We start from the raw sequence: 23,444 nt of genomic DNA, 5'->3' as shown, positions 1-23,444 counted from the left end.
GTGAGGTTAGTGCAATGGCATAAGCCCGCTTGACTGCGAGAATGACAATTCGAGCAGGTGCGAAAGCAGGTCATAGTGATCCGGTGGTTCTGAATGGAAGGGCCATCGCTCAACGGATAAAAGGTACTCCGGGGATAACAGGCTGATACCGCCCAAGAGTTCATATCGACGGCGGTGTTTGGCACCTCGATGTCGGCTCATCACATCCTGGGGCTGAAGTCGGTCCCAAGGGTATGGCTGTTCGCCATTTAAAGTGGTACGCGAGCTGGGTTTAGAACGTCGTGAGACAGTTCGGTCCCTATCTGCCGTGGGCGTTGGATGATTGAGAGGGGCTGCTCCTAGTACGAGAGGACCGGAGTGGACAAACCGCTGGTGTTCGGGTTGTGTCGCCAGACGCATTGCCCGGTAGCTAAGTTCGGAATCGATAACCGCTGAAAGCATCTAAGCGGGAAGCGAGCCTCAAGATGAGTCATCCCTAGACCTTTAAGGTCTCTAAAGGGTTGTTGAAGACTACAACGTTGATAGGTCAGGTGTGTAAGTGCTGCGAGGCATTGAGCTAACTGATACTAATTGCCCGTGAGGCTTAACCATACAACACCCAAGGGGTTTTTATCTTGTAAAGAGAAAAGCGGACTCCAAGTACACTTGAACGTGTAGAGAACAACTAGTTAGATTTTCCCAGATTGCTATTTATTGTCGATGACAATAAATAAACCAAATTTGCTTGGCGACCATAGCGTTATGGACCCACCTGATCCCATGCCGAACTCAGTAGTGAAACGTAATAGCGCCGATGGTAGTGTGGGGTCTCCCCATGTGAGAGTAGGACATCGCCAGGCTTTAAATTTAAGATATTCGTTTTGAACTACGGATATCGGATAAAACGAAAGTTTTATCTCCGTGTGGAGCGGTAGTTCAGTTGGTTAGAATACCGGCCTGTCACGCCGGGGGTCGCGGGTTCGAGTCCCGTCCGCTCCGCCACTTATATTAAGCCCTAGTCGAAAGACTGGGGCTTTTTGATATTTTAAATAAATGAGTTAAATTTATTTGAGTGAGTTGGTAGTTCAGTTGGTTAGCCTCTTTATTGGAGAGCTTAGCAGTCTTCAGACCGGGGGCGAGGGTTCTAGTCTCACTTGAGCGCAAGCCTGGCCACTCCGCCACTTATTAAGAAGCCTTGCTAGTCATAGCGGGGCTTTTTTTGTCTGTAATATTGAATATGGACTCTCATGAGCCTTCGGCTTGAGTTCCGCTTGAGCGCAAGCTCGGTGATTAAGAAGCCTTGCTAGTCGTAACGAGGCTTTTTCGTCTGTAGAAAATGGTAATGATAGCGTTGTAATTCAGTGGGTTAGACTTTTATTAGGGAGCTTTGCAGCCAGCCATTCAGGTGTGCGCTGATGTTCGTGATGGCAAGTCCCCCACACCACCATTATTAAATAAAAAAGCCCTGCTATTACTAGCAGGGCTTAGAATAATCTTATTGTGACTTTAGATTAGATAACAACTTTACCGTTTTTAACCGCTAGCGTATCACCAGTTGGTTTATGCTCCATACGGATAGTATCTTTGTCATCACCTAGTTTATAAGTTACATCATAGCCAATAGTTTGTTCTGATTTACTATTTTCAGTATGACAACGCTTTTCCATTGCTGTTGTGGTATGACCTTCTTGGTATTTACCTTGAGCCATGTTACCAGCAACACCACCGGCTACTGCACCCGCTACTGTTGCGACTTTCTTACCATTACCACCACCAACTTGGTGTCCAAGCACACCGCCAGCAACAGCACCTGCAATGGTACCTAATACTTTATTTTCGTCTTTAGGAGCGACTTTATGGGTTACAGCAACTTGCTCACAGACTTGGTGTGGTGTGGTTACTGTTTTAGTGACTGCTTCTACTGATAAAATCGTTGCTTCTGTAGGTTCGCTAGCGTGAGATTTCTCATTACACCCTGTTAACGATAAGCTTGAAATAGCAACCAGTGCACTTAGACCCATAATCATATTTTTTTTCATTATATATCTCTCCGTAATTTTCTGAATACTATTCTCCTGATTAGTTCCTCTTTAATGACAGAGCTTTGTAATTTAAATGTAAGCTAATAGTAAAATATTGAATGCATTTGATGTTGTTGATTTACCATATGGATGAAAGATTGGTGGGGTGAAAGACTGGTTTTATCTTTTAATAAAGGGCGAAAATAAGAAACTTAAATTGATTAACTAAATATAAATCACTTAAATTGAGGACTAAAATAGCTCGGTTAATTATTATCATCATTGAGTGGGCTTCTTGAAGTGAATAATTCAACAGAGATCTCTTTTGCCGAGCAAGTTAAAGGTGTTATTTGAGATAAATTGGAATGTTTTATTTCTCGTGATATTAATTGTAAGTATAGGGCAGCTTAGTTTAGGTTTAGTCTTTCCTTATTACACCTGTCATTGGACTGCTCTTTGCCTTGCTGGGCAAGCGATGTACGGCAAGTACATCACTAGAAAATGAATTATTTAAGCAATAAAAAATCGGGAAATGTTTTTTTCTTTATTACAATGTACATTCGTAAAACAATAATAAAGATAATACTGCTTAAGGTCGCAATATCTGGGTTTATGTGATGCTCAGTTTGGAGAATATATAAGTAACAGCCGATAATAACTGGGCTGGCATAAAATTCCGTATTGTTAAACATGGTAGGACGGTTGGTGAGAATATCACGTAATACGCCACCAAAGACGGCTGTTATCATTCCCATGGTGATCGCAACGTATGGTGCGTAGTGTTGTGCGGTAAGCGATTTAGTTACCAGCACGGAGAACATTGAAATACCAATCGCATCCAGAGTCACAATGAGACGTTCGACTTTTTCTTGTCGTAAATGTGGAGCAAGGAAAAAACCAATGAAAGAGCTGAGTAATGCCGTCCAAAAATAGGATGGATCTCTTATCCAAAATACCTGGTTTGTGGATAATATAACATCCCTAACTGTTCCGCCTCCGAGTGCTGTTACCCATCCAATTACCATGATGCTAACGATGTCTTTACCTTTATTGGACTCACTGATCACGGCACTTATTGCAAAAGCAATAATACAAATAATTTCAATGGAATGAATGAACATGATGAACCTATACGATTACCAAGCAATGAAAGTCGGTTGGAATCGTAGCATGAGGGTAAGGTATTGAAATAGGGTAATAATGAGCTTAGTGTTTTCAAAAATAAAAGGCCGGTATAGACCGGCCTTGAAGTATTTATCGTGTTCGATTATCGACCACTGTGATCAAAGGTTTTTACATCTTCAGCAGTGCATTTAGCTTGTGCATGTGTATTTAGAAAGTCCATTGAACGTTTAAAGTCTTCAATCAATAGATTAGCTAAATCAATCGTTAGACCTTGTTTAACTAAGATACGTTGTACCACAATATCCTGTGCATTTGCAGGCAAGCTATAAGCAGGTACTAACCAGCCACGAGTACGTAGACGATCCGCTAAATCATATAAGCTAAATGAAACGTCAGCATTATTTTTTAAGCGCCATGAAATTGCTGGAATACCTTTTTCACGGTTACCGTCAAACAAGAATTCAAACAGATTAAATTTGTTTAACTCTTTGACGAGGTATTCGCATACATCGTAACTTGCATCATGAATACGTTTGTAACCTTCATAACCTAAGCGTAGGAAGTTGTAGTATTGCGCAATGATTTGTCCTGCTGGGCGAGAGAAATTTAAGGCGAAAGTCGGCATGTCACCACCTAAGTAGTTAACATGGAATACTAAGCCATCAGGTAAATCTTCTTTACTACGCCATACAACCCAGCCGCAGCCTAAAGGCGCTAGACCGAATTTATGGCCTGAAGTACTGATTGATTTAACACGCTCTAAACGGAAGTCCCAAGGATCAATTTCTGTTGCACAAAATGGTGCTAACATTGCGCCGCTTGCGCCGTCAACGTGGATATCGATAGCGTTACCAGTGTCATGCTCATAAGTATCTAGTGCATCAGATAACGGTTTTACTGTTTCGTATAAACCAGTGAAAGTTTGACCGAAAGTCGGTACCACCATGATAGTGTTTGCATCGACAAGTTCTAACATGTCTTCTGGCGTCATACAGTAATGACCATCAGCCATTTTTGTTTCACGCATTTCAATGTCCCAGTAGCGGGCAAATTTTTCCCAACAAACTTGGACTGGGCCACAAACCATGTTTGGTTTATCGGTTGGTTGACCAAGAGCACGACGCTTTTCACGCCAGCGCCATAGGGCTGCCAAACCACCTAACATGCATGCTTCACTTGAACCTGTGGTTGAAGTACCAACGGTAGTTACTGATTCTGGTGAATTCCATAAATCCGCTAAAATATGAACACAGCGACCTTCTATTTCAGCAGACTGAGGGTATTCATCTTTATCAATCATGTTCTTATCAATGGATAGATCCATTAATTTATGCACTTCATCTTCTTCCCATGTTTGGCAGAAGGTTGCAAGGTTTTGACGTGCGTTACCATCCAGATAAAGTTCGTCACGGATCATTTGATAGATCACGTTAGGTGCTTGTTCTTGCTGTGGTAGCTTGGTAGTTGCCGCAACGTTATGAATAGTATCTGAACCATAGATTGGATCATTACCAATTTTACGTGTTACTTCATGAAGAGCCATAATTTTCTTCCTACCTTAGTGTTGCTTACTGTTAAACAAGTTCCAGCTCATAGTTTGAGCGACATATTTGATCATTAATTGTCCGCGTACGCTATTACCAAACTGGTCGATACGAGGTGAGAATGAAGCGAGTGCACCTACGTTTGGAATGATGGTAACTAAACCACCACCAACACCACTTTTTCCTGGTAAACCGACATCATAAGCCCAGTCGCCCGATGTGTCGTAAAGCCCTTCAATCATCATTTCAGCTAAGATATGAGAGGCATTTTCAGGGCTAACAAGCTGTTGTCCTGAAATTGGGTTTTTACCGCCATTAGCATAAGTGGCACCTACTGTTGCCAATTCAACAGTATTGAATAGCGTCGAACACTGACGGGTGTAAACATCACACGCTTCAAGTGGATCAGAGTAGATACGGTTTGATGATTCTAGTAACAAAGCAATTGCACGGTTATGGGCGTTGGTTGTTTGCTCTGACTGATTTACATCCTCTGAAAACTCAATGTTTGTCCCAGCTAGCGCTGATTGAAACGCGAGAATTTTTTGCCAGCGTTGTTCTTTATCATCAGCTTCAATTAGGCTTACCGTCGCCATAGCACCTGCATTTACAAGAGGTGTCAGTGGTTTACCGTTATGGAGTTCAAGCGCCATCACTGAGTTAAACGGTAAGCCTGTTGGTTCAGCACCGACTTTACTGTGAATTGCATCTGCACCTGATTGTTCTAGTGCTAGCCCTAATGTCATGATCTTTGAGATAGATTCAATGGCATATTTGTAGTCAACATCTTGGATTTTGACGATTTCGCCTGTGACAGAGACGAAAGCCAATCCACATAAATCTGATGGAACCGATGCTAGGAATGGGATGTAAGAAGCATTAGCGCCATCTTTGTTGTCTTTATGCAAATCAAACGCTTGTTGCATAACGGCAGCGACATCTTTTTTACAACACGACATATTCATTTCCTTACTGATTCAATGTGTGAGTAATTTTGTCTGATGGGTTAATTACACCTGGATGAACGTTTTCAATTTCCCAAGTGAATGGCGCAAAGTCTGTAACCGCTGGATCTTTCCAGTGAGGTTTGCGGGCTTTGTAGATAAATAACGGAACAGATACAAAGATGATGGTTAGCACAACTAAGATACCTACGTATTCTTGAGGGCTACCGACAGAGATCTGACCGGGTGGAATGAATGAGAAGATGAAGGCAGTTAAAGAGCCAACAAAACCTACGCCACTAACAAACCACATACCACCATTACCACCAGGGATTTTGAATGCACGAGGGCGGTTTGGTTGGCTATAACGTAAGTGAATGTGTAGTGGTCAACTAAAATTGGCCACGGTTTTAGAGTTTTCCCAATATAATCGTTCTGATTCGTTGGGAGTTAGGCCGCCATTATATTGATGCGGCCTGAGTTGACAGTAATACCCGATAATGTAGCGGATGATCTCTTGTTGAGCTTCAGCAAAACTACGATAACCCACTGTTGGCACCCATTCGGTCTTTAAGCTTCTAAAGAAACGCTCCATTGGTGCATTATCCCAGCAATTTCCTCGGCGAGATAAACTCTGTTTTATCTTAAAACGCCACAGTAATTGACGGTACTTTCGACTTGTATAGTGGCTACCTTGATCGCTGTGGAACATGACGCCTTTCGGCTTACCACGCGACTCATAAGCCATTGAAAGAGCTTTGCCTGTCAGACTGGAATCAGGTGATAAAGACATCGACCAACCAATCACTTTGCGGGCAAAAAGATCAATAACAACCGCTAAATACATCCAGCGATTTCCTGTCCAAATATACGTAACATCACCAACCCAAACTTCATTTGGGGCGGTAACAGCAAACTGTCGGCCCAAGTGATTTGGAACCTCAACATGTTCTTGAGAAGCCTTTCTGTATCGATGCTTTGGCTGTTGGCAACTGACTAAACCAAGCTCTCTCATGAGTTTTGTTGCTCGGTATCGGCTCAGTTTTAAACCCTGATTTGTGACTATATCTGCAATAGTCCTCGCTCCCGCAGAGGCGTTGCTTGCTGCGTGGGCCTCACTAACTAAGCTGCGAAGTTTGACTGTTTCCGCCCTAATCGCTGTTGGACGCTTTAGCCAATAGTTATAACTACTTCGATGAACATTGAAGACTTCGCATAATGTTTTTACGCTATAGCTCTGCTTGAGTTTCTTGATCATCAAGAATTGTTCAGTGAGTCCGACATCAACAGAGCCGTGGCTTTTTTTAATATTTCATTATGCTCTTCAAGACGAGCTAACTTCTTTTTTAATTCCCGAATTTCTATTTGCTCAGGGGTCATAGGCGAAGCTTTTGGCGTTTTGCCTTGTCGTTCTTGTTTAAGCTGACGAACCCATTTATCCATCGTGGATTTACCCACATTCATGGCTTGGGCGGCTTCTGCCACTGAGTAATTTTGATCAATCACTAACTGTGAAGCCTCGAGCTTGAATTCTGCGCTGAATAGTCGTCTTGTACGATTTGTCATAGTGTCACCTGTTAACGTATGAAGTGATGATATCACCTCTAACTAAGTGACCAAATTCACTATGCCACTACATAACAACCTACTTTAAAATTTATATATTGAACATACGTGTGTTAGGTGTCCTTGTAGGCGTATAACACTCTAAGAAATATTATATGGAGACAGGTGTTACCTAATGGTGAGAAAAGTAGCATCAAATATTTGCATTTAATATTCCTAAAAAACATACTTTAAGTTGCAAATATTAATATTGTTTAAATGAATAAAGAGAGTAGATGTGGAGGTTTTTTATACTTACCTGAATTAAATGAGCGGTTTTTAGAAATGAAGTAAATAAATTTACTTGATAGCATTAATCGGTCTATGAGATTCTAAGTTTAAGGACTTAATGGATGGATAATATAGTGAAATTCTTTTTTCAACGCAGTGAAACGGACTCTGAAATACGCATAGAATTGAAGACCGCCCCTTTTTATTTGTTATTAGCAATGATTGCGGGCTGGTTAGCTATTAGTTTTATTTTGAAATCTAATGAGGCTGGTTCAATATTTTTACCGGTACTTATAGGTTTTATCATGCTGCGATTTTTTGCCTTAATTAAAGCGCAGAAAGAAGTACTAGCGGCAATGAAAGATCGTCGATTAACGACTCAAGGTAGTAAGTTTTCTTTTAATAATCCGTTTATTTATATTATTAAAAAGAAAGTAGATGACACTAAACTAGAAAAATAAATATTAGTCTTTATAAAAAAGCGGCTCACCAAAATAGTGAGCCGCTTTTTGTTATCAATTATCTACTGATAATAAAATTAGTTATTACTGTGTAATTCACTGTTTAGCTCAATCGCAGTTTTGTTTGTTAAACATTCGATTTGGCCAGTCATAGAGTTACGACGGAACAGTAGATCAGGTTTACCAGCAAGATCGCGTGCTTTAACCACTTCTACAGGCTTACCGTTAGCATCAAGCATTTGTACTTTAGAGCCAGCAGTTACATATAGACCTGATTCGATAGTACAACGATCACCCATAGGGAAACCAAGACCAGCATTGGCACCTAGTAGGCTGTTTTCACCGATAGAAACCACTACTTTACCACCGCCAGAAAGAGTACCCATGATAGATGCACCACCACCGATATCAGAGCCATCACCCACAACAACACCAGCAGAAATACGGCCTTCAACCATACTTACACCAGTAGTTCCGGCGTTAAAGTTGATGAAACCTTCGTGCATAACTGTCGTGCCTTCACCCACGTGTGCGCCAAGACGAACACGAGATGTATCTGCAATACGTACACCTGTTGGTACCACGTAGTCCACCATTTTAGGAAACTTATCAACACAATCGACAGTAATCGTTTCACCGTTTAAACGGGCTTCCATTTGACGATCAGCAAGCTCTGGAAGATCAATTGGACCTTTGTTTGTCCATGCGATGTTGTGTAGTAAGCCGAAGATACCGTCAAGTACTACACCATGAGGTTTGACTAAACGGTGTGAGATAAGTTGCAGCTTTAAGAAACCTTCAGCAACAGACGATGGAGAAATATCTGTTTTTAGCATCACCATAACAAGTGGCTGAGAGGATAGTGTTGCTTTTGCTGCAAACTGTGCACTTACTTCATCGTCAGCATCTTCAAATGCAGAAGCGATAGCCGCACATTGCTCTGGAGTCACTTCGATAGCTTGGTTGTTGCCACGGTAATCAACAATAGCTGCAATATCTTTTACTAGTTGTTCTGATGGATGTAGCGTTGGGGTTGGGAAAAACGCTTCAATGATTTTTCCATCACGGTTTTTAGTGGCTGTACCTAGGGCAAGTGAAAAGCTAGACATGGTTACCTGTTCTCCATTACAAAAATTGCGATGTTCAAAACACCTAAAATAAGGTGGCACATCAAGATAAGCCCGAAAGATTATTTGCAACGAGCAGATAACTCACGGTTAATAAAACCATCATAAAGACACTTGGTAAGATATAGAAGAGCCGAAATAAAAATCAGAGAAAAATGATGTTTTTTTTACGTAAATATGGGTTTAAAAGGAGGGAATAACCATTAAGGATGGAAAAATTACTAGAGACTATTTTTTATAGGGTAAAGTTCTTACTGCTAAGTTATAAAAAAACCTCCAGTGAGGAGGCTTTCAACAGCGAACGGATAATTTAAAAATTATGCTGCGTCTTCTTGATCTTGGGTATCAGCAACAACTTCAGGTTTTGCTACCTTCTTTTTTGCTGCTGGTTTTGCTTTTTTCGCGCCTAACGCAATTAATACTTCTTCACGCTTTTGCGCTAAGAACATAGATAGTTCTTCTTGCTTGGCTTCATCTTCGAAAAGCTCACTTTCGCTAAGTAAAGTAAACATCTCGTCAGCCATATCTAGCATTTTGTCGTATGCGTCGGCTTCGGATTTAGAGGTGAAAGTCATCTTTTCTTCTCCGTTGCGCTCAACTACATATTTGACGATAACAGCCATGGTCATCCTCTCCCGAAATTGATTTACTGGCTGTTTATACAGTAGCATACTAGCTTCGTCCAGTGCTAAGCGTGTTAATGTGATGACTAGAGAAAAATTTGACCAAATTTACATCAGAGCAGCAGAAAGAAAAGGGGGGGATGTCGCATTAGAACAGCGACTATCAATACCATTTAGTTGCAATGAATTGAAAACGATCACTGATGATCGTTGGCTTGCGTGTTTCACCCAGAAAATCTTCCAGTGTGGTATTCGCTGGCAAGTTGTACGTAATAAATGGCCGGGGTTTGAAGAGATATTTTTTGGTTTTAATATCGAAAAAATGGGCTTAATGCCTGAGGAGATGTGGGAGCGTAAAGCCCAAGATCCTCAGATCATTCGTGACTTAAAGAAGGTAATGACGATCCCTGAAAACGCCAATATGATCCATCGAGCAGCAGTCGAGCATGGTTCATTTGCCAATATGGTTGCCGAATGGCCAGAACAAGATATTGTTGGCTTGTGGTTATATTTAAAAAAACACGGTAAACGTTTAGGCGGTAAAACGGGGGCTTATAGCTTACGAGCGATGGGCAAAGATAGTTTCTTATTCACCAAAGATGTGGAAAGTTATTTGCGTCAAACCGGTATTGTTGATGGTGGGCGAGACACATTAAAATCATGGCGAAATGCGCAACATGCGTTTAATGATTGGCAACAAGAATCAGGCCGATCACATACTGAGATCAGCCAAATCATTGCTTACAGTGTGGGTGATAATCGTGTTTAACAGACTTCTTTAAGACGAGTATGACGATTAATCAAATGTCCATTGCTGGCTAAATTGAATAAAGGATTCTAGCAATGGGCTTTGGTACTTTTCTTTATGGAAAATCAGCCAGTATTGGCGGCGCATATCTAATGGCATGGGTAGTAATACAATGCGTTTTTCTTCAACTGCATGTAATGCCGCACGTTGCGAAATACAGGTAATCCCAAGTCCTGCAGAAACACTATTAATGATCGCTTCTGTGGTATTTAGCTCAAAAGCTGGTGTCCAGTGCTCTAAGCGTGGCGCTAGACGATTTAAGAAAAACTCGCGTGTACCTGATCCTGACTCACGCAGAACCCATTCTGAATCTTCTAAATCAGCAAGACGAAGATCTTTTATCTTTATTAATGGGTGTTCGGGGTGACAAGCGACAACCATTTGGTCTTCAAGCCATGGTTGAACAATAAGATCAGGATGTTGAACTTTACCCTCGACAAAACCGACATCTAATTCAAATTCACTGAGTTTTTGGCACACCTGTGCAGTATTAGAAATAAATAGTTTCTGGTGACGATGTTGGGTGTGCGCTCTAAAATCTCGGAGTAAAAAAGGTGTTAGCTGATTGCCTACAGTATCACTTGAACCGATTTTCAACTCTCCAGCAATACTGTCTGCTTGATCAAATAATTTTTCAATAGTATTAGAGCGAGCCAGTAATTCATCAGCCAACGGCAGTAACCTTTTACCTTGTTCATTAATTAATAACCGATTGTTATTACGGTCAAATAATTTGTGATCAAGCTGCTTTTCAAGCTCTGACAGCGCCATGCTGACAGCCGGTTTAGAGAGAAATAATTTTTCAGCCGCTGCTGTAATCGTGCGTTCTTGTGCAACAGTAACAAAAACTTTTAGTTGTTTTAGTGCAATGTTCATAACTGCCCTTTGTTGAAAACTCATTGTGCAAGGTCGTTATTTATCATCAACGACGGTAAAATCTCGCCTCTAAAATTTTAGTTAAGTTTAACTTAACATATAGTTAAATATATTCAGATATTATAAAACAATCAAGCTGGATATACTTAGTTACATCAAAAGAAACAGACAATTCGCTAAGAGCTATCAGGTAAAGGCGGAGAGAGAACATGATTAAGACGACGAAAAGAAAAGTAGCTGGTGCACCAACACCAATGGCAGGTTTAGCACTGGGTATTGGTAGTATTTTATGGAGCTGGGAGAATGGTGCGACACTTCATGGTTATGCACAAATAACAGGTGCAGTTATTGCGGCATTGATGCTACTCGTTTTAGTTGCAAAATTTATATGGCATCCAAAATTATTATGGAGTGATTTATCTCACCATGTTGTTGGTAGTGTTGTACCAACGTTTGCGATGGCATTAATGGTGGTATCAAAAGCGATTGGCTTATATGTATCCGCGCAAGCAGGTGCTTACCTTTGGTTATTTGCAGTCGCGCTACATGTTATTTTCTTAGCATTATTCTTATACCATCGTGCTTGTGATTTTCATCTTCACCACATGGTACCTAGTTGGTTTGTACCACCAATCGGTATTATTGTGGCTGATGTGTCGTTCCCTGGTATTGCAGAGCTACATCCATTAGCAAATGTATTATTAATCTTTGGTATGTTGTCATACGCAGTCATGCTACCAATGATGATTTACCGTTTTATGTTCCGTGATGAAGTGCCAGATGCTGCAAAGCCTACTATTGCAATTATGGCTGCACCAGCAAGTCTATCATTAGCGGGTTACTTAACAGTAACTGCGAACCCATCACCAGTAGTGGTTGCATTACTAGCAGGGATTGCAGTATTGATGACAGCGGTAATTTACCTCGCTTTCTTCCGTTTATTACGCTTAGATTTCAGCCCAGGTTACGCAGCTTTTACGTTCCCAATGGCTATTGGTGCAACAGCACTATTTAAAACAGCTACATGGATGAAAAACTACGGCTTTGATGCTCACGATGTGGCGCAAGTACACGGTTTAGCAACTTTTGAGCTTTATGTCGGAAGTATTATTATTGGCTATGTAGCAATTCGTTATTTAGCATTTTATCGTCCATTCGGACTTTTTAAGAATAACAGTGAACACTGTCCACAAAATGTTTGATAGCGATGGTAATACGGGCAGATGAGTTAAGGTTATTTGCCTGTACGATCACTGATGTTTTGTGTGTTGCCCGATCGAAAGATCGGGCTTTTTTGTTTTAGGTCTAAGACGATATTGTTAATATTTCTGCCTGTATGTATTTACAGTGTTCAATTCATGGTAGACAATTTAGTTATTCATCACCTGCTGTGAGATACCTTAGTGTTTACCGTCTACCATTCAAATCAACTCGACTTGCTTAAATCTTTGTTAGTGGAACTTATTAAGCTACAGCCATTAGCCAATCCATTTGAAAAAGAACAGATTCTGGTACAAAGCCCAGGGATGTCGCAATGGTTAAAAATGGAGCTAGCAAAGTCATTAGGTGTGGCTGCTAATATTGATTTTCCACTGCCAGCGACCTTTATTTGGAAGATGTTTACGCAGGTCCTCGCTGATGTGCCAGAGCGCAGTGCATTTAACAAAGAAGCGATGAAGTGGAAGTTAATGCAAGTGCTACCAGCACAGTTTGAGCAACCGGAGTTTGAAGCACTACAGCGTTATTTAGACGGTGATGACGACAATTTAAAGTGCTATCAATTAGCGGAAAAAATTGCCGATATTTTTGACCAATATCTAGTGTATCGCCCTGAGTGGATCCAACAATGGGAAGCGGGGGAAACGGTCGTTGAATTAGAAGATGAGCATCCTTGGCAGCCTATTTTATGGCAAGCACTGTATGATCAAACCTTGGCACTTGGGCAATCGCCTTATCATCGTGCCAACTTGTACGAACACTTTATTGAAACGCTACAAAACTACAACGCATCACAAGGTAAAGAAGCATTAATTGCAGCAGGTTTACCGCAGCGTTTGTTTGTGTTTGGTATCTCATCATTACCCCCACGTTATCTAGATGCACTTGCTGCTATTGGTGAGCATATTGATGTGCATTTAATGTTTACTAACCCTTGTCGTTATTACTGGGGAGATATTCGCGATCGTAAACACCTTGCACGATTAGCTGCCAGTAAGCGGGTCAAACTTCATAACATCGAAGAACAACAAGATATTGATGCCACGATTGAAGTACTAAAAGACAACGATGAAAGCCACTATGATGATGAAATGCAAAACGGCATGGTGGGCAATAGCTTATTAGCCTCTATGGGTAAGCTTGGTCGCGATAACATGTATTTGTTATCAGAGATGCAAGTTAATGAAGTGGATGCAGGTTTCGTTGATATTGAATCAGATACCTTATTACATGCCATTCAAGCAGATATCTTAAACTTGGTTGATCGCCAAGATGATACCCAATTAGATTCCAGTGAGCATAAGTTTCCGATTATCTCTGATGATCAATCGCTCTCTATTCATGCATGTCATAGCCCAATGCGTGAAGTTGAAGTGCTTCACGACAAGCTGTTAGCGATGTTTGAAGCAAGCCCTAATCTGAAACCACGCGATGTGATTGTGATGGTGGCAGACATCAATGTCTACAGTCCTGCCATCCAAGCGGTATTTGGTAATGCGCCGGGCAATCGTTATATCCCATTCTCCATTTCTGACCGAACCGCAGAGCAAGAAAACCCGATCTTGTTGGCGTTTTTACGCCTGTTAACTTTGCCTGATAGTCGCTGTCATGCTTCAGAACTGTTAGAGCTATTAGAAGTGCCAGCGGTGATGAATAAGTTTGGTTTTGATAGCCAAAGCTTTGAGAAAGTAAAACAGTGGATCGAAGAAGCGGGAGTTCGCTGGGGTTTAGATCAGCATACATCTAGCCAATTTAATCTTCCTGAGCAGATGCAAAACACTTGGCTGTTTGGTATTCAGCGCATGCTGTTAGGTTATGCTATGCCCCATAATACTGGTTTGTTTGAAGGCATTTCTGCTTACGATCAAGTACAGGGTATTGATGCGGAGTTAGCTGGGCAGTTAGCTGGCTTTATTGATTGCTTAATTAGTTACCGTGAAGTGTTAGCACAGCCACATTTGGTGACAGAGTGGGCGGATACACTTAACCAAATGCTGGATGATTTTTTCGCCGTGGAATTGGAAGGTGAACTGGTTCTTAAATCTATTCGCGATAACTTACACCGCTTGCACGAACAACTCGATGATGCGGGTTATAAAGGTGAGATCACACCAGCAGTGCTAACTCAATATTTACGCGATAAGTTATCGGGTGAGCGAGTAAGCCAACGCTTCCTTGCTGGACAAGTGAATTTTTGTACCTTAATGCCAATGCGTTCTATCCCCTTTGATGTGGTGTGCTTGCTTGGCATGAATGATGGCGCTTACCCTCGAAATATTGCTCCTGAAGGGTTTGATTTAATGAATGGTCGCACAAAAGCGGGTGATCGTTCTCGTCGTGATGATGATCGTTACCTTTTCCTTGAAGCATTATTATCAGCGCAAGAAACCTTATATATCAGCTATGTGGGTCGCTCAATTCAAGACAACGCAGAAAAAATTGCGTCTGTGCTGGTCAGTGAGCTGGTGGAATATTGTCAGCAAGGTTATTGCTTAGGGGGGGATGAGTCTCTCCCTGTCGATCAATCAGCAGAAAACATTAAACGAAAATTGATTGAGCACCATCCTTTAGTGCCGTTTAGTCCGAGTGCATTTACTGGCGAGAAAGGCAGTTATGCCGTGGAATGGCTACCCGCTGCTGCTCGTGAAGGGCAAGCGAGCCAACCTTTCCAATTAGGTGAACTCCCTCCAGAGCCGATTGCCGATGATCAACAACAAGTATTAGAGCTTGCTGAGTTGCAGCGTTTCTGGCGCTTACCTGTGCGCTATTTCTTTAACCGTCGTTTGAAAGTCTACTTTGAGCCGCCAATGGGATTATTGGAAGATGATGAACCGTTTGTGCTAAATCATCTTGAAAGTTATCACGTTAAAGACGAGCTCTTAGTATTATTGCTTGATGCTCAAATGACCAATAAAGATCCGGATCAGATATTTAGTCATTTCGCCCAAGAGCAAAAAGCAGCGGGCAAGTTACCTGTTGCAGCATTTGGTGATATTGATTTAGATGCCAGTCGTCTAGCGGTACGTGAGTTAGTGAACCAGATTGAGCCATTAATTCATGCGCCATTAGATGATCAAGAAGTGGCAATAACACTAACGATTAATGGTCATGCTGTATTACTTCAAGGTTGGCTGAAACAGCGCTATCAATCCGGCTTAATGCGTTTTCGTAGTGGTAAAGTGCGCGCCGTTGATTTACTAGCGGCGTGGTGCGATCACTTATGTTTAGCGATTAGCCAGCCAGAATTGAATCAGAAAACACATATTATTGGTACCGATAAACATCTTGTCATTGATGCGATCGAAGCGAGTAAAGCACAAGGTTATTTACAAGAGCTTATCGAATTATATTACCAAGGTTTAAATCAACCTTTAGCGTATTTTCCGAAAACGGCACACGCAGGTATTCAAGCGTGTGTAGATAGGCAAGGTAACTGGAAAGATGATGAACAAACCATCGAGAAAGCCTACAGCAAAATGGCAGATTGTTTTAACGATGGCTACTTCTTTGCAGGTGAAGGTGCGGATGAATACATCAATCGGGTATGGACAGATTGGAATGATGAACTTGCACAGAATAGTTATGTGTTGGCACTGAAAGTACTACAGGCTGCGGTATTAAATAGTGAAGAAGTAAAGCCGGAATAAGGGAGTAGTGTGGCCGCCAGCAAATCATTATTAGTTGTAGGGTGCTTGCTGTACGGCCACCGGTCCAGAGGTGACCAAGTTTCTGGCGCTGATACTAACCAACCGCTGTAATACAAACCGTGAGTAAGTTCTCACAATATTAGAATATAACAAGATTTGATCGCTCAATATTCGCTTATAAGTGTTTGATCACAGTAGTGATGTGAGCAAGATCACCTTGAAGCTCAAGGGATCATTGGAGTGATCGAGTTTTACGATATGGGACAAGTAAAATCATGACGGTACAAACGCAAACCAATATTTTGCAGCCAATGGCCTTTCCATTGCATGGTACACGTTTAATTGAAGCCTCTGCCGGTACGGGTAAAACCTTCACTATTGTTAGCTTATATCTTCGCCTGTTATTGGGGCATGGCAATGATGATTGTGCTCATCTTAAACCATTAGATGTGGATCAAATATTAGTTGTTACTTTTACTGAAGCTGCAACGGCAGAGTTAAGAGATCGTATAAGAAAAGGTATTAGGGATGCGTATGTTTCTTTTTCAAGAGGAGAAAGTGTAGGTCCATTTAAAGATACTATTAGTGCTTTATTAAATGATATTCATGATCACAAATATGCTGCTCGAGTTTTAAAAGACGCAGAAAGAAGAATGGATGAAGCGTCTGTGTATACCATCCATGGTTTTTGTCAGCGAATGTTGACTCAAAACGCGTTTGAATCAGGCTGTCGTTTCAACAATGAATTTGTCACAGATGAAAGCCAATTGAAGAACTTGGTGGTAGCGGATTACTGGCGCAGTCATTTCTATCAGTTACCACGAGCGCTTGCTTGTCAGATCCGTGATTTATGGTCATCGCCGCATGCGCTATTAAAAGATATTGGCAATAGTTTAACAGGCGCTCCCGTTAAACTTTCTGTAGCGGCTATGACGGCAAGTCTAGAGCAGTTACATCAGCAAAATATCGAACGCATTAATGAATTTAAAGCATTATGGAAACAGCACTTCGCTGATTTAGAAGCGGTAATTGCTAATTCTGACGTGAATAAGCGCAGCTATACCAAAAAGAGCCTACCAACGTGGCTCGCTCAAGTGAATGAATGGGCAAATCAACCGACTGAGAATTATGATTTACCGGATAAATTAGAGAAGTTTCACCAACAGGAATTGATCACCAAAACCCCGAAAGGTGAAGCACCACAGCATTCGGTATTTATCGAGGTTGCAGATTTACTTGATAACCCAGCGACATTGCGCGATCCCTTATTAGCGCACGCGATTGAACACTGTCGTATTTTACTGGCGCAAGCAAAAGCCCATAAAGGATGGTTATCGTTTGATGATCTCTTAACGCAGTTAGGTGCTGCGATCGATAACGATCAAGATGATCTATTGGCAAGTAAGATCCGCAGCCAATATCCAGTTGCGATGATCGATGAATTCCAAGATACCGACCCCTTGCAATACGGTATCTTCAGTTCGGTGTATAACGATCACCCTGAGTGCGGATTGTTTATGATCGGTGATCCTAAGCAGGCGATTTATGCGTTTCGTGGGGCAGATATTTTTACCTATATTCAAGCCCGTCGTCAGGTTCAAGATCATTACACATTAGGTACAAACTGGCGTTCAACGGCAGATATGATTGCGTCGGTAAATAGTGTCTTTGATACCCCTAATAGCCCGTTTATTTATGATCAAGATATTACGTTTGATCCTGTTGGTCATAGTCCGAAAGCACCAGATCGTAGCTGGTGGCTAAACGACGAACAGCAACCCGCGATCACGTTCTGGTTGCAAGATAGCCTCGATGGTAAGCCTATTACCAAGGGCGATTATGAATCGACAATGGCAACGGCGACAGCGGCACAAATTCAGCATATTTTAGAGCAGTCACAACAAGGACAAGGCTACTTTTTAGATAAAGAAGCTCAACACCCAGTGCAAGCGGGTGATATTGCGGTGTTAGTACGTACAGGGCGAGAAGGTAAGTTGGTGCGTGAAGCACTGGCAAAACAAGGGATTGCCAGTGTGTATTTATCTAATCGTGACAGCGTTTTTTCCACTGCAGAAGCGGCTGATGTACAGCGATTATTACAAGCGGTGCTAACTCCTGATGACGATCGCGCATTGCGTGCCGCATTGGCGTCAGGGTTGTTTTCTTTAACCGCAATAGAGCTCGATACGCTTAATAATGATGAGAATGAGTGGGAAGTTGCAGTAAATAGCTTTAAGCAATACCGTCAACAATGGCTCAAGCGTGGTGTGATGCCTATGCTACGAAGCGTGATGGCGAAAAACAATATTGCTGAGCGTTTATTGGTGGAAGAAGGCGGCGAGCGTCGTTTAACTGATTTACTTCACATTGGTGAATTACTGCAAGAAGCGAGTCAAACCTTAGACAGTGATTATGCGCTATTACGTTGGCTGGCTGAAAATGTAGCTGAGCCAAACGGTAATTCTGATGAGCAAATTCTGCGTTTAGAATCCGAACGTAATTTGGTGCAAATTGTTACCATCCACAAATCCAAAGGGTTGGAATACGATTTAGTCTTTATGCCGTTTGTTTGTAGCTATCGCGAAGTCGATAGTAAAGGCGAAGTGAAATATCACGATGAAGACGACAACGTGACGGTTTTAGATATTACCAAGCACGCTGATTCTATTTCTAAAGCTGATAAAGAACGCCTCGCAGAAGATTTACGTTTAATTTATGTAGCGTTAACTCGTGCTGTCTATAGCTGTTTTGTGGGGATGGCACCAGTACGTAATGGTCGCAGTAGCAAAGAGCCGACCGGATTACATAAATCAGCAATGGGGTATTTAATTCAAAATGGTGAAGAGTGTGGTGTTGCTGCATTAGAATTAGCACTTGCTAAGTTATCTGAAGCGCAACCGACGATCACTATTGCTGAACCTCCAGTATTACCTGTCGATAAGTGGGCAGGACAAAATGAGCAAACTGATGCGTTGAATCGTCGTGAATTTGAGCGTCAAATTGAACGTAATTGGTGGATGACCAGTTATTCCAACTTGGTGAAACAAGGTCATCAAGCACATCATGATAGCAGTTTAGATCTTCCTGGATTTGATATCGATTCTGTGCAGAAAGAAACGCCAGAAAATAGTGAAACGGAGGTGGAATTAGAGCCTGAATACTCTATTTACACTTTCCCTCGCGGTGCGCGTCCGGGGACATTTTTACATACAGTGTTTGAAGAAATCGAGTTTACTCGTCCTGTCGATAGCCCAGAAACTGTCGCTAAACTGACGGAGTTATTGCAACTTGAACATTACGAGTTAGCCTGGCTAACTGTATTACAACAATTAATTAACGATGTTTTGCACTGTCCATTAGATGGCGAACAATTGCGATTGGCAGAAAAAATACCACAACAACGTTTAACGGAGATGGAGTTTTTAATACCGATTGAAATGTTGCAATCACCACTACTCAATAAAGTCATTGTTAAGCATGATTCTATTTCCGCTAAAGCTGGCGAGCTTGGCTTTAGTACGGTCAGCGGTATGCTTAAAGGTTTTATTGACTTGGTGTTTGAACATCAGGGTAAATATTACGTATTAGACTGGAAATCAAATTATCTCGGTGATGATCCACAGGTGTATCGTGGTGAGCAGTTGGTTGAAGCGATGCGCGATCACCGCTATGACTTGCAGTATCAAATCTATGCCTTGGCGCTGCAACGTTTCTTGCGTAGCCGTATTCCAAACTACGACTATGAGACTCATTTCGGTGGTGTGTATTACTTGTTCCTACGTGGCATTCAAGCTGGTAGTGACAGTGGGATTTTCCATGCGAAACCATCGCAAGCATTGTTAGAAGAACTGGATTTATTAATTGATGGAGCATTACCTCATGCTTAAACGACTTCAAGCGTTAACCAAACAAGGTGTGTTGCGTCAGCTTGATTATCAGTTCGCAAAATTTGTCGCGCATCATAGTCCTGCAGATCAAGCTGATTTAGCAGCACTTGTGGCAGCCCTTGCCAGTAATGAATTAGGTAAAGGGCATGTTTGCGTCGTGCTAGATACACTTTCGCCTCAGCGTTTATTTGGTTTGCCATCACGTATTGGGTTCGAGCTGTTAGAAGGCGTGCCTGAGCCTTCACAATGGGGAGAGTTATTAAGCCATTTTGCGGTGGTATCGACCGTGCAAACAGGCAAGATACAAGCAACACCTTTAGTTATTGAACATGGGCGTTTGTACCTCAGTCGTTATTGGCAATTTGAACAAACTGTTGCCAATAAAATCCTCAAGATGGCAAACAATGCAGGAGCAGAGGATGTGAGATTTAGCACGACTGATCTAAACGTTATGCATCAGGCATTAGATGATTTATTTCCTGTTACTTACGGTTACTTGTATGAAGCCTTATCAACAGCGACAACAGCTGATTCACGCCAGAGATTAGTGTGTGACATGCTTGATGTGGTGAAACCGAAGCAATTTGATTGGGCGAAGGTCGAGCATATTTTAGTAAATGCGACATCGCAAAAAGATCTGTCTCAATTAGATGGGGTGATCCCACTTGATGCCTGCTTAAATTGGCAGAAAGTGGCAGCAGCAGTTGCATTGACACGTCAGTTTGCGGTGATCTCCGGCGGGCCTGGTACCGGTAAAACAACCACAGTCGCTAAATTACTTGCGGCATTAGTGATGCAAGCGGGTGATGAGCATATACCTAATATTATGCTGGTGGCACCGACAGGTAAGGCGGCGGCACGTTTAACAGAATCAATTAGTTCTGCAGTGAAATCATTGCCCGTTGAGGCATCAATAAAAGAGCGTATTCCGACTCAATCAAGTACGATCCACCGTTTATTAGGAGCAATTCCGGGACGCGTTGAATTTCGTCATCATAAAGATAATCCCTTACACCTTGATGTGTTAGTGGTTGATGAAGCCTCAATGGTTGATTTACCTATGATGGCACGACTACTCGATGCGATGTCTGCTGGCGCGAAACTTATTTTATTAGGGGATAGAGATCAGTTGGCATCGGTTGAAGCGGGTGCTGTGCTCGGTGATATCTGCTCATTTTCTCATCAAGGTTATAGTGGATCGCAAGGGCAAGTACTTAGCCAGTTGACGGGCTATGATCTCCATAGCACCTCACTCGATTTAAGTTTGGTGTCCGATTGTTTATGCATGCTACAAAAGAGTTACCGTTTCCACGCTCAATCTGGTATTGGTCAGTTAGCTAAAGCAATTAACAGCGGTCGTCCTGCGTTGGTGGAAAAAGTCTGGCAGCAAGGGTTTAAAGATATTCATCATTACGCATTATCTTCTGAAAGCTATCAATCGATGATTAATCAGGTGACGACTTTCTACTTTGATTATTTAGATGCGATTGCCGAACAACGCGAGCCTAAATTGGTGCTAGATGCGTTTGCGAATGTGCGCTTGTTATGTGCATTGCGCGAAGGTGATTTTGGTGTTGTAGGGTTAAACTACCGGATAGAAAAAGAGTTAACTCACCGCGGTAAAATTAACCCAGGGGACGATACCTGGTATCAAGGTCGCCCAATTATGATCACCCGAAATGATCACGCAGTTGGTTTATATAACGGTGATATCGGTATCACTATGTTAGAGCCCGAAACGGATGCCGTCGATGGTGTGTGTCGTTTGAAGGTCTATTTTGAGATGCCTGATGGTACGAACCGTGGTTTTTTACCTAGTCGAATTCCAGAGCATGAAGTGGTGTATGCGATGACTATCCATAAATCACAAGGATCTGAATTTGCTGATACCGTAATGGTGTTGCCGAATGACTTTACACCGATCTTAACTCGAGAGTTGATTTATACTGGTATTACACGTGCAAAAGCGAGGTTGTATCTTTACGCTCAACCAGACGTTATTCGTCGTAGTGTACAAGTGAGAACTGAGCGTGCAAGTGGCTTATCTGAGTTATTAGTTTAGAACAGTATTTATTAATAAAAACGCCAGCATTTGTGCTGGCGTTTTTTCTTGGTCGCTATTTAAGATGTTACTTAAACATGTCTAATAACCAGTAACTAACAGGGTTATCTGGACATTGGTAAGGACCACATTCAATGAATGTAGAAATAACATTAATTAGAACGGCAACAATCGCTAGAATACAAACAAACTTACCAAATTTGTTCATTTGATAATTTTCGCTCGTCCATTCTTTATTCCAAAGCAGGAGAAGTAGTGCAACTCCGGCGATAGCCATAGCAAAGATCACAAATGCCCATGTGTAGTAGTGCATACCAAGGATTGGACTACCAAAACCTGGTGTGCCAGGGATAACGTGTAGCGATACTTGGCGAAGCGCTGTCGCTGCGCCAAATAATGCACCGACTAAAATCACACCATAATGGCGTTGCTGAGTGCCATAAACGACATTAAGCATAAAGCCGAACATTACCATAACAAAACCAAGACGCTGCAATAAACACAGTGGACAAGGTAATTCATTCCAAGCGACTTGTAATACTGAGCCCATTAATAATACAAAAGTAATACCTAATAGACCCAAGCTATTAAGAAGGGTTACATGTTTATTATTCATTAATCATTCCCCCTCTATAATAAAATCGATAGTGAATCAGTTGCATGGTGATGAAACCAGTACAAGCCAATAATTACGGATGCAGCAAAAAATGCATATCCTACGTTTTTTTTACCAATGAAAGCGCTAACCATTGCAATCAAAAGTAATAGAAATATTAAACTCATCATAAGCTGATTTAACCTAAAGTAATTTGTGTTTTTATAATGTTTGTATCGTTATCTTAGTTGAGCATGTTTTTAATAAAATAACTCTACACAGACAATTTTACGCCCTTAAGACAGCCTTTTGTTAGTTTTGTGTCAATTATTTTACTCTTGTAATGAGGATCTTTGATCTTCTTTGATAATTATAGAGTGCTTTTTTTGCCATTGGCAGTCTATCTACATCACATTCAGAAAAGCCCTGTTCGCGGAACCAGTGTAAGCTTTGAGTGGTTAATACAAATAAGTGTTCGAGGTTTTGTTGGTGTGCTTGTTGGCATAACTCATTGAGCAGTAATACACCGCGGTTATCATCCCTAAAGTCAGAATGAATAGCCACACAAGCCATTTCAGCCATTTTCTCTTCAGGAAAGGGGTAAAGTGCAGCACAGCCAATAATTAAATTGTCACGCTCAACAATCGTAAATTGAGTAATTTCTTGCTCTAGTTGCTCTCGGGAACGTCGC

18 protein-coding genes, 1 tRNA gene and 1 rRNA gene are annotated in these 23,444 nt (G+C 41.7%); 8 read left to right on the top strand and 12 right to left on the bottom strand.

From position 1 onward, the window contains the following. Positions 1-723 precede the first annotated feature (723 nt). Together rrf and SKA34_RS19250 are read left to right on the top strand one after the other, a co-directional pair. A 5S ribosomal RNA gene (rrf, locus tag SKA34_RS19255) occupies positions 724-839 on the top strand. A gap of 65 nt (positions 840-904) precedes the next feature. Further along, a tRNA-Asp gene (locus SKA34_RS19250) sits at positions 905-981 on the top strand. Positions 982-1,490: 509 nt separating this feature from the next. On the opposite strand, the gene SKA34_RS19245 is transcribed toward SKA34_RS19250, so the two are convergent. The 6 genes from SKA34_RS19245 to SKA34_RS19220 all read right to left on the bottom strand — a co-directional run bounded on the left by SKA34_RS19245 (position 1,491) and on the right by SKA34_RS19220 (position 7,179). Beyond that, on the bottom strand, positions 1,491-2,018 hold the full coding sequence (locus tag SKA34_RS19245) for a glycine zipper 2TM domain-containing protein (protein WP_006647180.1): 528 nt from the start codon (positions 2,016-2,018) through the stop codon (positions 1,491-1,493). A 488-nt stretch (positions 2,019-2,506) separates the two neighbouring features. After that, positions 2,507-3,121, bottom strand: coding sequence for a trimeric intracellular cation channel family protein (locus SKA34_RS19240; protein WP_006647179.1), 615 nt, complete (start codon positions 3,119-3,121; stop codon positions 2,507-2,509). Positions 3,122-3,267: 146 nt separating this feature from the next. Continuing rightward, positions 3,268-4,668: a glutamate decarboxylase gene (locus tag SKA34_RS19235; RefSeq protein WP_006647178.1), complete on the bottom strand. Its 1,401-nt coding sequence runs from the start codon at positions 4,666-4,668 to the stop codon at positions 3,268-3,270. A 15-nt stretch (positions 4,669-4,683) separates the two neighbouring features. Continuing rightward, on the bottom strand, positions 4,684-5,628 hold the full coding sequence (glsA, locus tag SKA34_RS19230; RefSeq protein ID WP_006647177.1) for a glutaminase A: 945 nt from the start codon (positions 5,626-5,628) through the stop codon (positions 4,684-4,686). A gap of 10 nt (positions 5,629-5,638) precedes the next feature. Further along, positions 5,639-5,926 carry a hypothetical protein gene (locus SKA34_RS19225; RefSeq protein ID WP_006647176.1) on the bottom strand — a complete coding sequence of 96 codons (288 nt, stop codon included), beginning with the start codon at positions 5,924-5,926 and terminating at the stop codon, positions 5,639-5,641. A 75-nt stretch (positions 5,927-6,001) separates the two neighbouring features. Next, a protein-coding gene (locus SKA34_RS19220) for an IS3 family transposase (RefSeq protein ID WP_086004105.1) occupies positions 6,002-7,179 on the bottom strand; the annotation gives its coding sequence in 2 pieces (ribosomal slippage) (positions 6,002-6,921 and positions 6,921-7,179; 1,179 coding nt in all). Between the two features lie 392 nt (positions 7,180-7,571). Here SKA34_RS19220 and SKA34_RS19210 point away from each other — a divergent pair. Continuing rightward, on the top strand, positions 7,572-7,910 hold the full coding sequence (locus tag SKA34_RS19210; protein WP_006647175.1) for a hypothetical protein: 339 nt from the start codon (positions 7,572-7,574) through the stop codon (positions 7,908-7,910). A 77-nt stretch (positions 7,911-7,987) separates the two neighbouring features. Here the strand turns inward: SKA34_RS19210 and dapD are convergent, their stop codons facing one another. Both dapD and SKA34_RS19200 read right to left on the bottom strand, forming a co-directional pair. Then, positions 7,988-9,019, bottom strand: coding sequence for a 2,3,4,5-tetrahydropyridine-2,6-dicarboxylate N-succinyltransferase (dapD, locus tag SKA34_RS19205; protein ID WP_006647174.1), 1,032 nt, complete (start codon positions 9,017-9,019; stop codon positions 7,988-7,990). A 335-nt stretch (positions 9,020-9,354) separates the two neighbouring features. Further along, positions 9,355-9,660 carry a YebG family protein gene (locus SKA34_RS19200; RefSeq protein WP_006647173.1) on the bottom strand — a complete coding sequence of 102 codons (306 nt, stop codon included), beginning with the start codon at positions 9,658-9,660 and terminating at the stop codon, positions 9,355-9,357. A gap of 82 nt (positions 9,661-9,742) precedes the next feature. Here SKA34_RS19200 and SKA34_RS19195 point away from each other — a divergent pair, with 82 nt between their 5' ends. Next, entirely contained in the window at positions 9,743-10,429 is a 687-nt protein-coding gene (locus SKA34_RS19195; protein WP_006647172.1) for a DNA-3-methyladenine glycosylase I, read from the top strand. A 27-nt stretch (positions 10,430-10,456) separates the two neighbouring features. On the opposite strand, the gene SKA34_RS19190 is transcribed toward SKA34_RS19195, so the two are convergent. Next, positions 10,457-11,344 (bottom strand): LysR substrate-binding domain-containing protein, encoded by an 888-nt coding sequence (locus tag SKA34_RS19190; protein WP_039860937.1) that lies wholly within the window; start codon positions 11,342-11,344, stop codon positions 10,457-10,459. A 209-nt stretch (positions 11,345-11,553) separates the two neighbouring features. On the opposite strand from SKA34_RS19190, the gene SKA34_RS19185 reads away from it, so the two are divergent. The 4 genes from SKA34_RS19185 (at position 11,554) to recD (ending at position 22,158) form a co-directional block, all read left to right on the top strand. Further along, the gene (locus SKA34_RS19185) at positions 11,554-12,546 is read left to right on the top strand and encodes a TDT family transporter (protein WP_006647170.1); all 993 of its coding nucleotides are present in this window, start codon (positions 11,554-11,556) and stop codon (positions 12,544-12,546) included. Between the two features lie 201 nt (positions 12,547-12,747). Next, positions 12,748-16,209, top strand: a complete 3,462-nt coding sequence (recC, locus tag SKA34_RS19180) for an exodeoxyribonuclease V subunit gamma (protein WP_006647169.1) — start codon at positions 12,748-12,750, stop codon at positions 16,207-16,209. A 275-nt stretch (positions 16,210-16,484) separates the two neighbouring features. Then, positions 16,485-20,096: an exodeoxyribonuclease V subunit beta gene (gene recB / locus SKA34_RS19175; RefSeq protein ID WP_006647168.1), complete on the top strand. Its 3,612-nt coding sequence runs from the start codon at positions 16,485-16,487 to the stop codon at positions 20,094-20,096. Next, entirely contained in the window at positions 20,089-22,158 is a 2,070-nt protein-coding gene (gene recD / locus SKA34_RS19170; RefSeq protein WP_006647167.1) for an exodeoxyribonuclease V subunit alpha, read from the top strand. Before recB ends, recD begins: the two co-directional genes overlap by 8 nt. Before the next feature lie 67 nt (positions 22,159-22,225). On the opposite strand, the gene SKA34_RS19165 is transcribed toward recD, so the two are convergent. The 3 genes from SKA34_RS19165 to SKA34_RS19155 form a co-directional block, all read right to left on the bottom strand. Then, positions 22,226-22,774, bottom strand: coding sequence for a disulfide bond formation protein B (locus SKA34_RS19165; protein ID WP_006647166.1), 549 nt, complete (start codon positions 22,772-22,774; stop codon positions 22,226-22,228). 14 nt (positions 22,775-22,788) lie between these two features. Beyond that, positions 22,789-22,944 (bottom strand): DUF5993 family protein, encoded by a 156-nt coding sequence (locus SKA34_RS23730; protein ID WP_005371575.1) that lies wholly within the window; start codon positions 22,942-22,944, stop codon positions 22,789-22,791. A 136-nt stretch (positions 22,945-23,080) separates the two neighbouring features. Beyond that, a partial coding sequence (locus SKA34_RS19155; protein ID WP_006647165.1) for a GNAT family N-acetyltransferase occupies positions 23,081-23,444 on the bottom strand: 364 nt, incomplete at its 5' end.

This window comes from Photobacterium sp. SKA34 (assembly GCF_000153325.1).
Lineage (GTDB): Bacteria > Pseudomonadota > Gammaproteobacteria > Enterobacterales > Vibrionaceae > Photobacterium.
Note: the sequence above shows the minus strand (reverse complement) of the source record. Positions and strands in the feature narration are given on the sequence as shown.

Bases quoted from the DNA above. Each gene is read 5' to 3' on its own strand.
- SKA34_RS19245 (WP_006647180.1), bottom strand. From the start codon at position 2,018: ATGAAAAAAAATATGATTATGGGTCTAAGTGCACTGGTTGCTATTTCA.
- SKA34_RS19240 (WP_006647179.1), bottom strand. From the start codon at position 3,121: ATGTTCATTCATTCCATTGAAATTATTTGTATTATTGCTTTTGCAATA.
- SKA34_RS19235 (WP_006647178.1), bottom strand. From the start codon at position 4,668: ATGGCTCTTCATGAAGTAACACGTAAAATTGGTAATGATCCAATCTAT.
- glsA (WP_006647177.1), bottom strand. From the start codon at position 5,628: ATGTCGTGTTGTAAAAAAGATGTCGCTGCCGTTATGCAACAAGCGTTT.
- SKA34_RS19225 (WP_006647176.1), bottom strand. From the start codon at position 5,926: ATGTGGTTTGTTAGTGGCGTAGGTTTTGTTGGCTCTTTAACTGCCTTC.
- SKA34_RS19210 (WP_006647175.1), top strand. From the start codon at position 7,572: ATGGATAATATAGTGAAATTCTTTTTTCAACGCAGTGAAACGGACTCT.
- dapD (WP_006647174.1), bottom strand. From the start codon at position 9,019: ATGTCTAGCTTTTCACTTGCCCTAGGTACAGCCACTAAAAACCGTGAT.
- SKA34_RS19200 (WP_006647173.1), bottom strand. From the start codon at position 9,660: ATGGCTGTTATCGTCAAATATGTAGTTGAGCGCAACGGAGAAGAAAAG.
- SKA34_RS19195 (WP_006647172.1), top strand. From the start codon at position 9,743: ATGACTAGAGAAAAATTTGACCAAATTTACATCAGAGCAGCAGAAAGA.
- SKA34_RS19190 (WP_039860937.1), bottom strand. From the start codon at position 11,344: ATGAACATTGCACTAAAACAACTAAAAGTTTTTGTTACTGTTGCACAA.
- SKA34_RS19185 (WP_006647170.1), top strand. From the start codon at position 11,554: ATGATTAAGACGACGAAAAGAAAAGTAGCTGGTGCACCAACACCAATG.
- recB (WP_006647168.1), top strand. From the start codon at position 16,485: ATGACGGTACAAACGCAAACCAATATTTTGCAGCCAATGGCCTTTCCA.
- recD (WP_006647167.1), top strand. From the start codon at position 20,089: ATGCTTAAACGACTTCAAGCGTTAACCAAACAAGGTGTGTTGCGTCAG.
- SKA34_RS19165 (WP_006647166.1), bottom strand. From the start codon at position 22,774: ATGAATAATAAACATGTAACCCTTCTTAATAGCTTGGGTCTATTAGGT.
- SKA34_RS23730 (WP_005371575.1), bottom strand. From the start codon at position 22,944: ATGATGAGTTTAATATTTCTATTACTTTTGATTGCAATGGTTAGCGCT.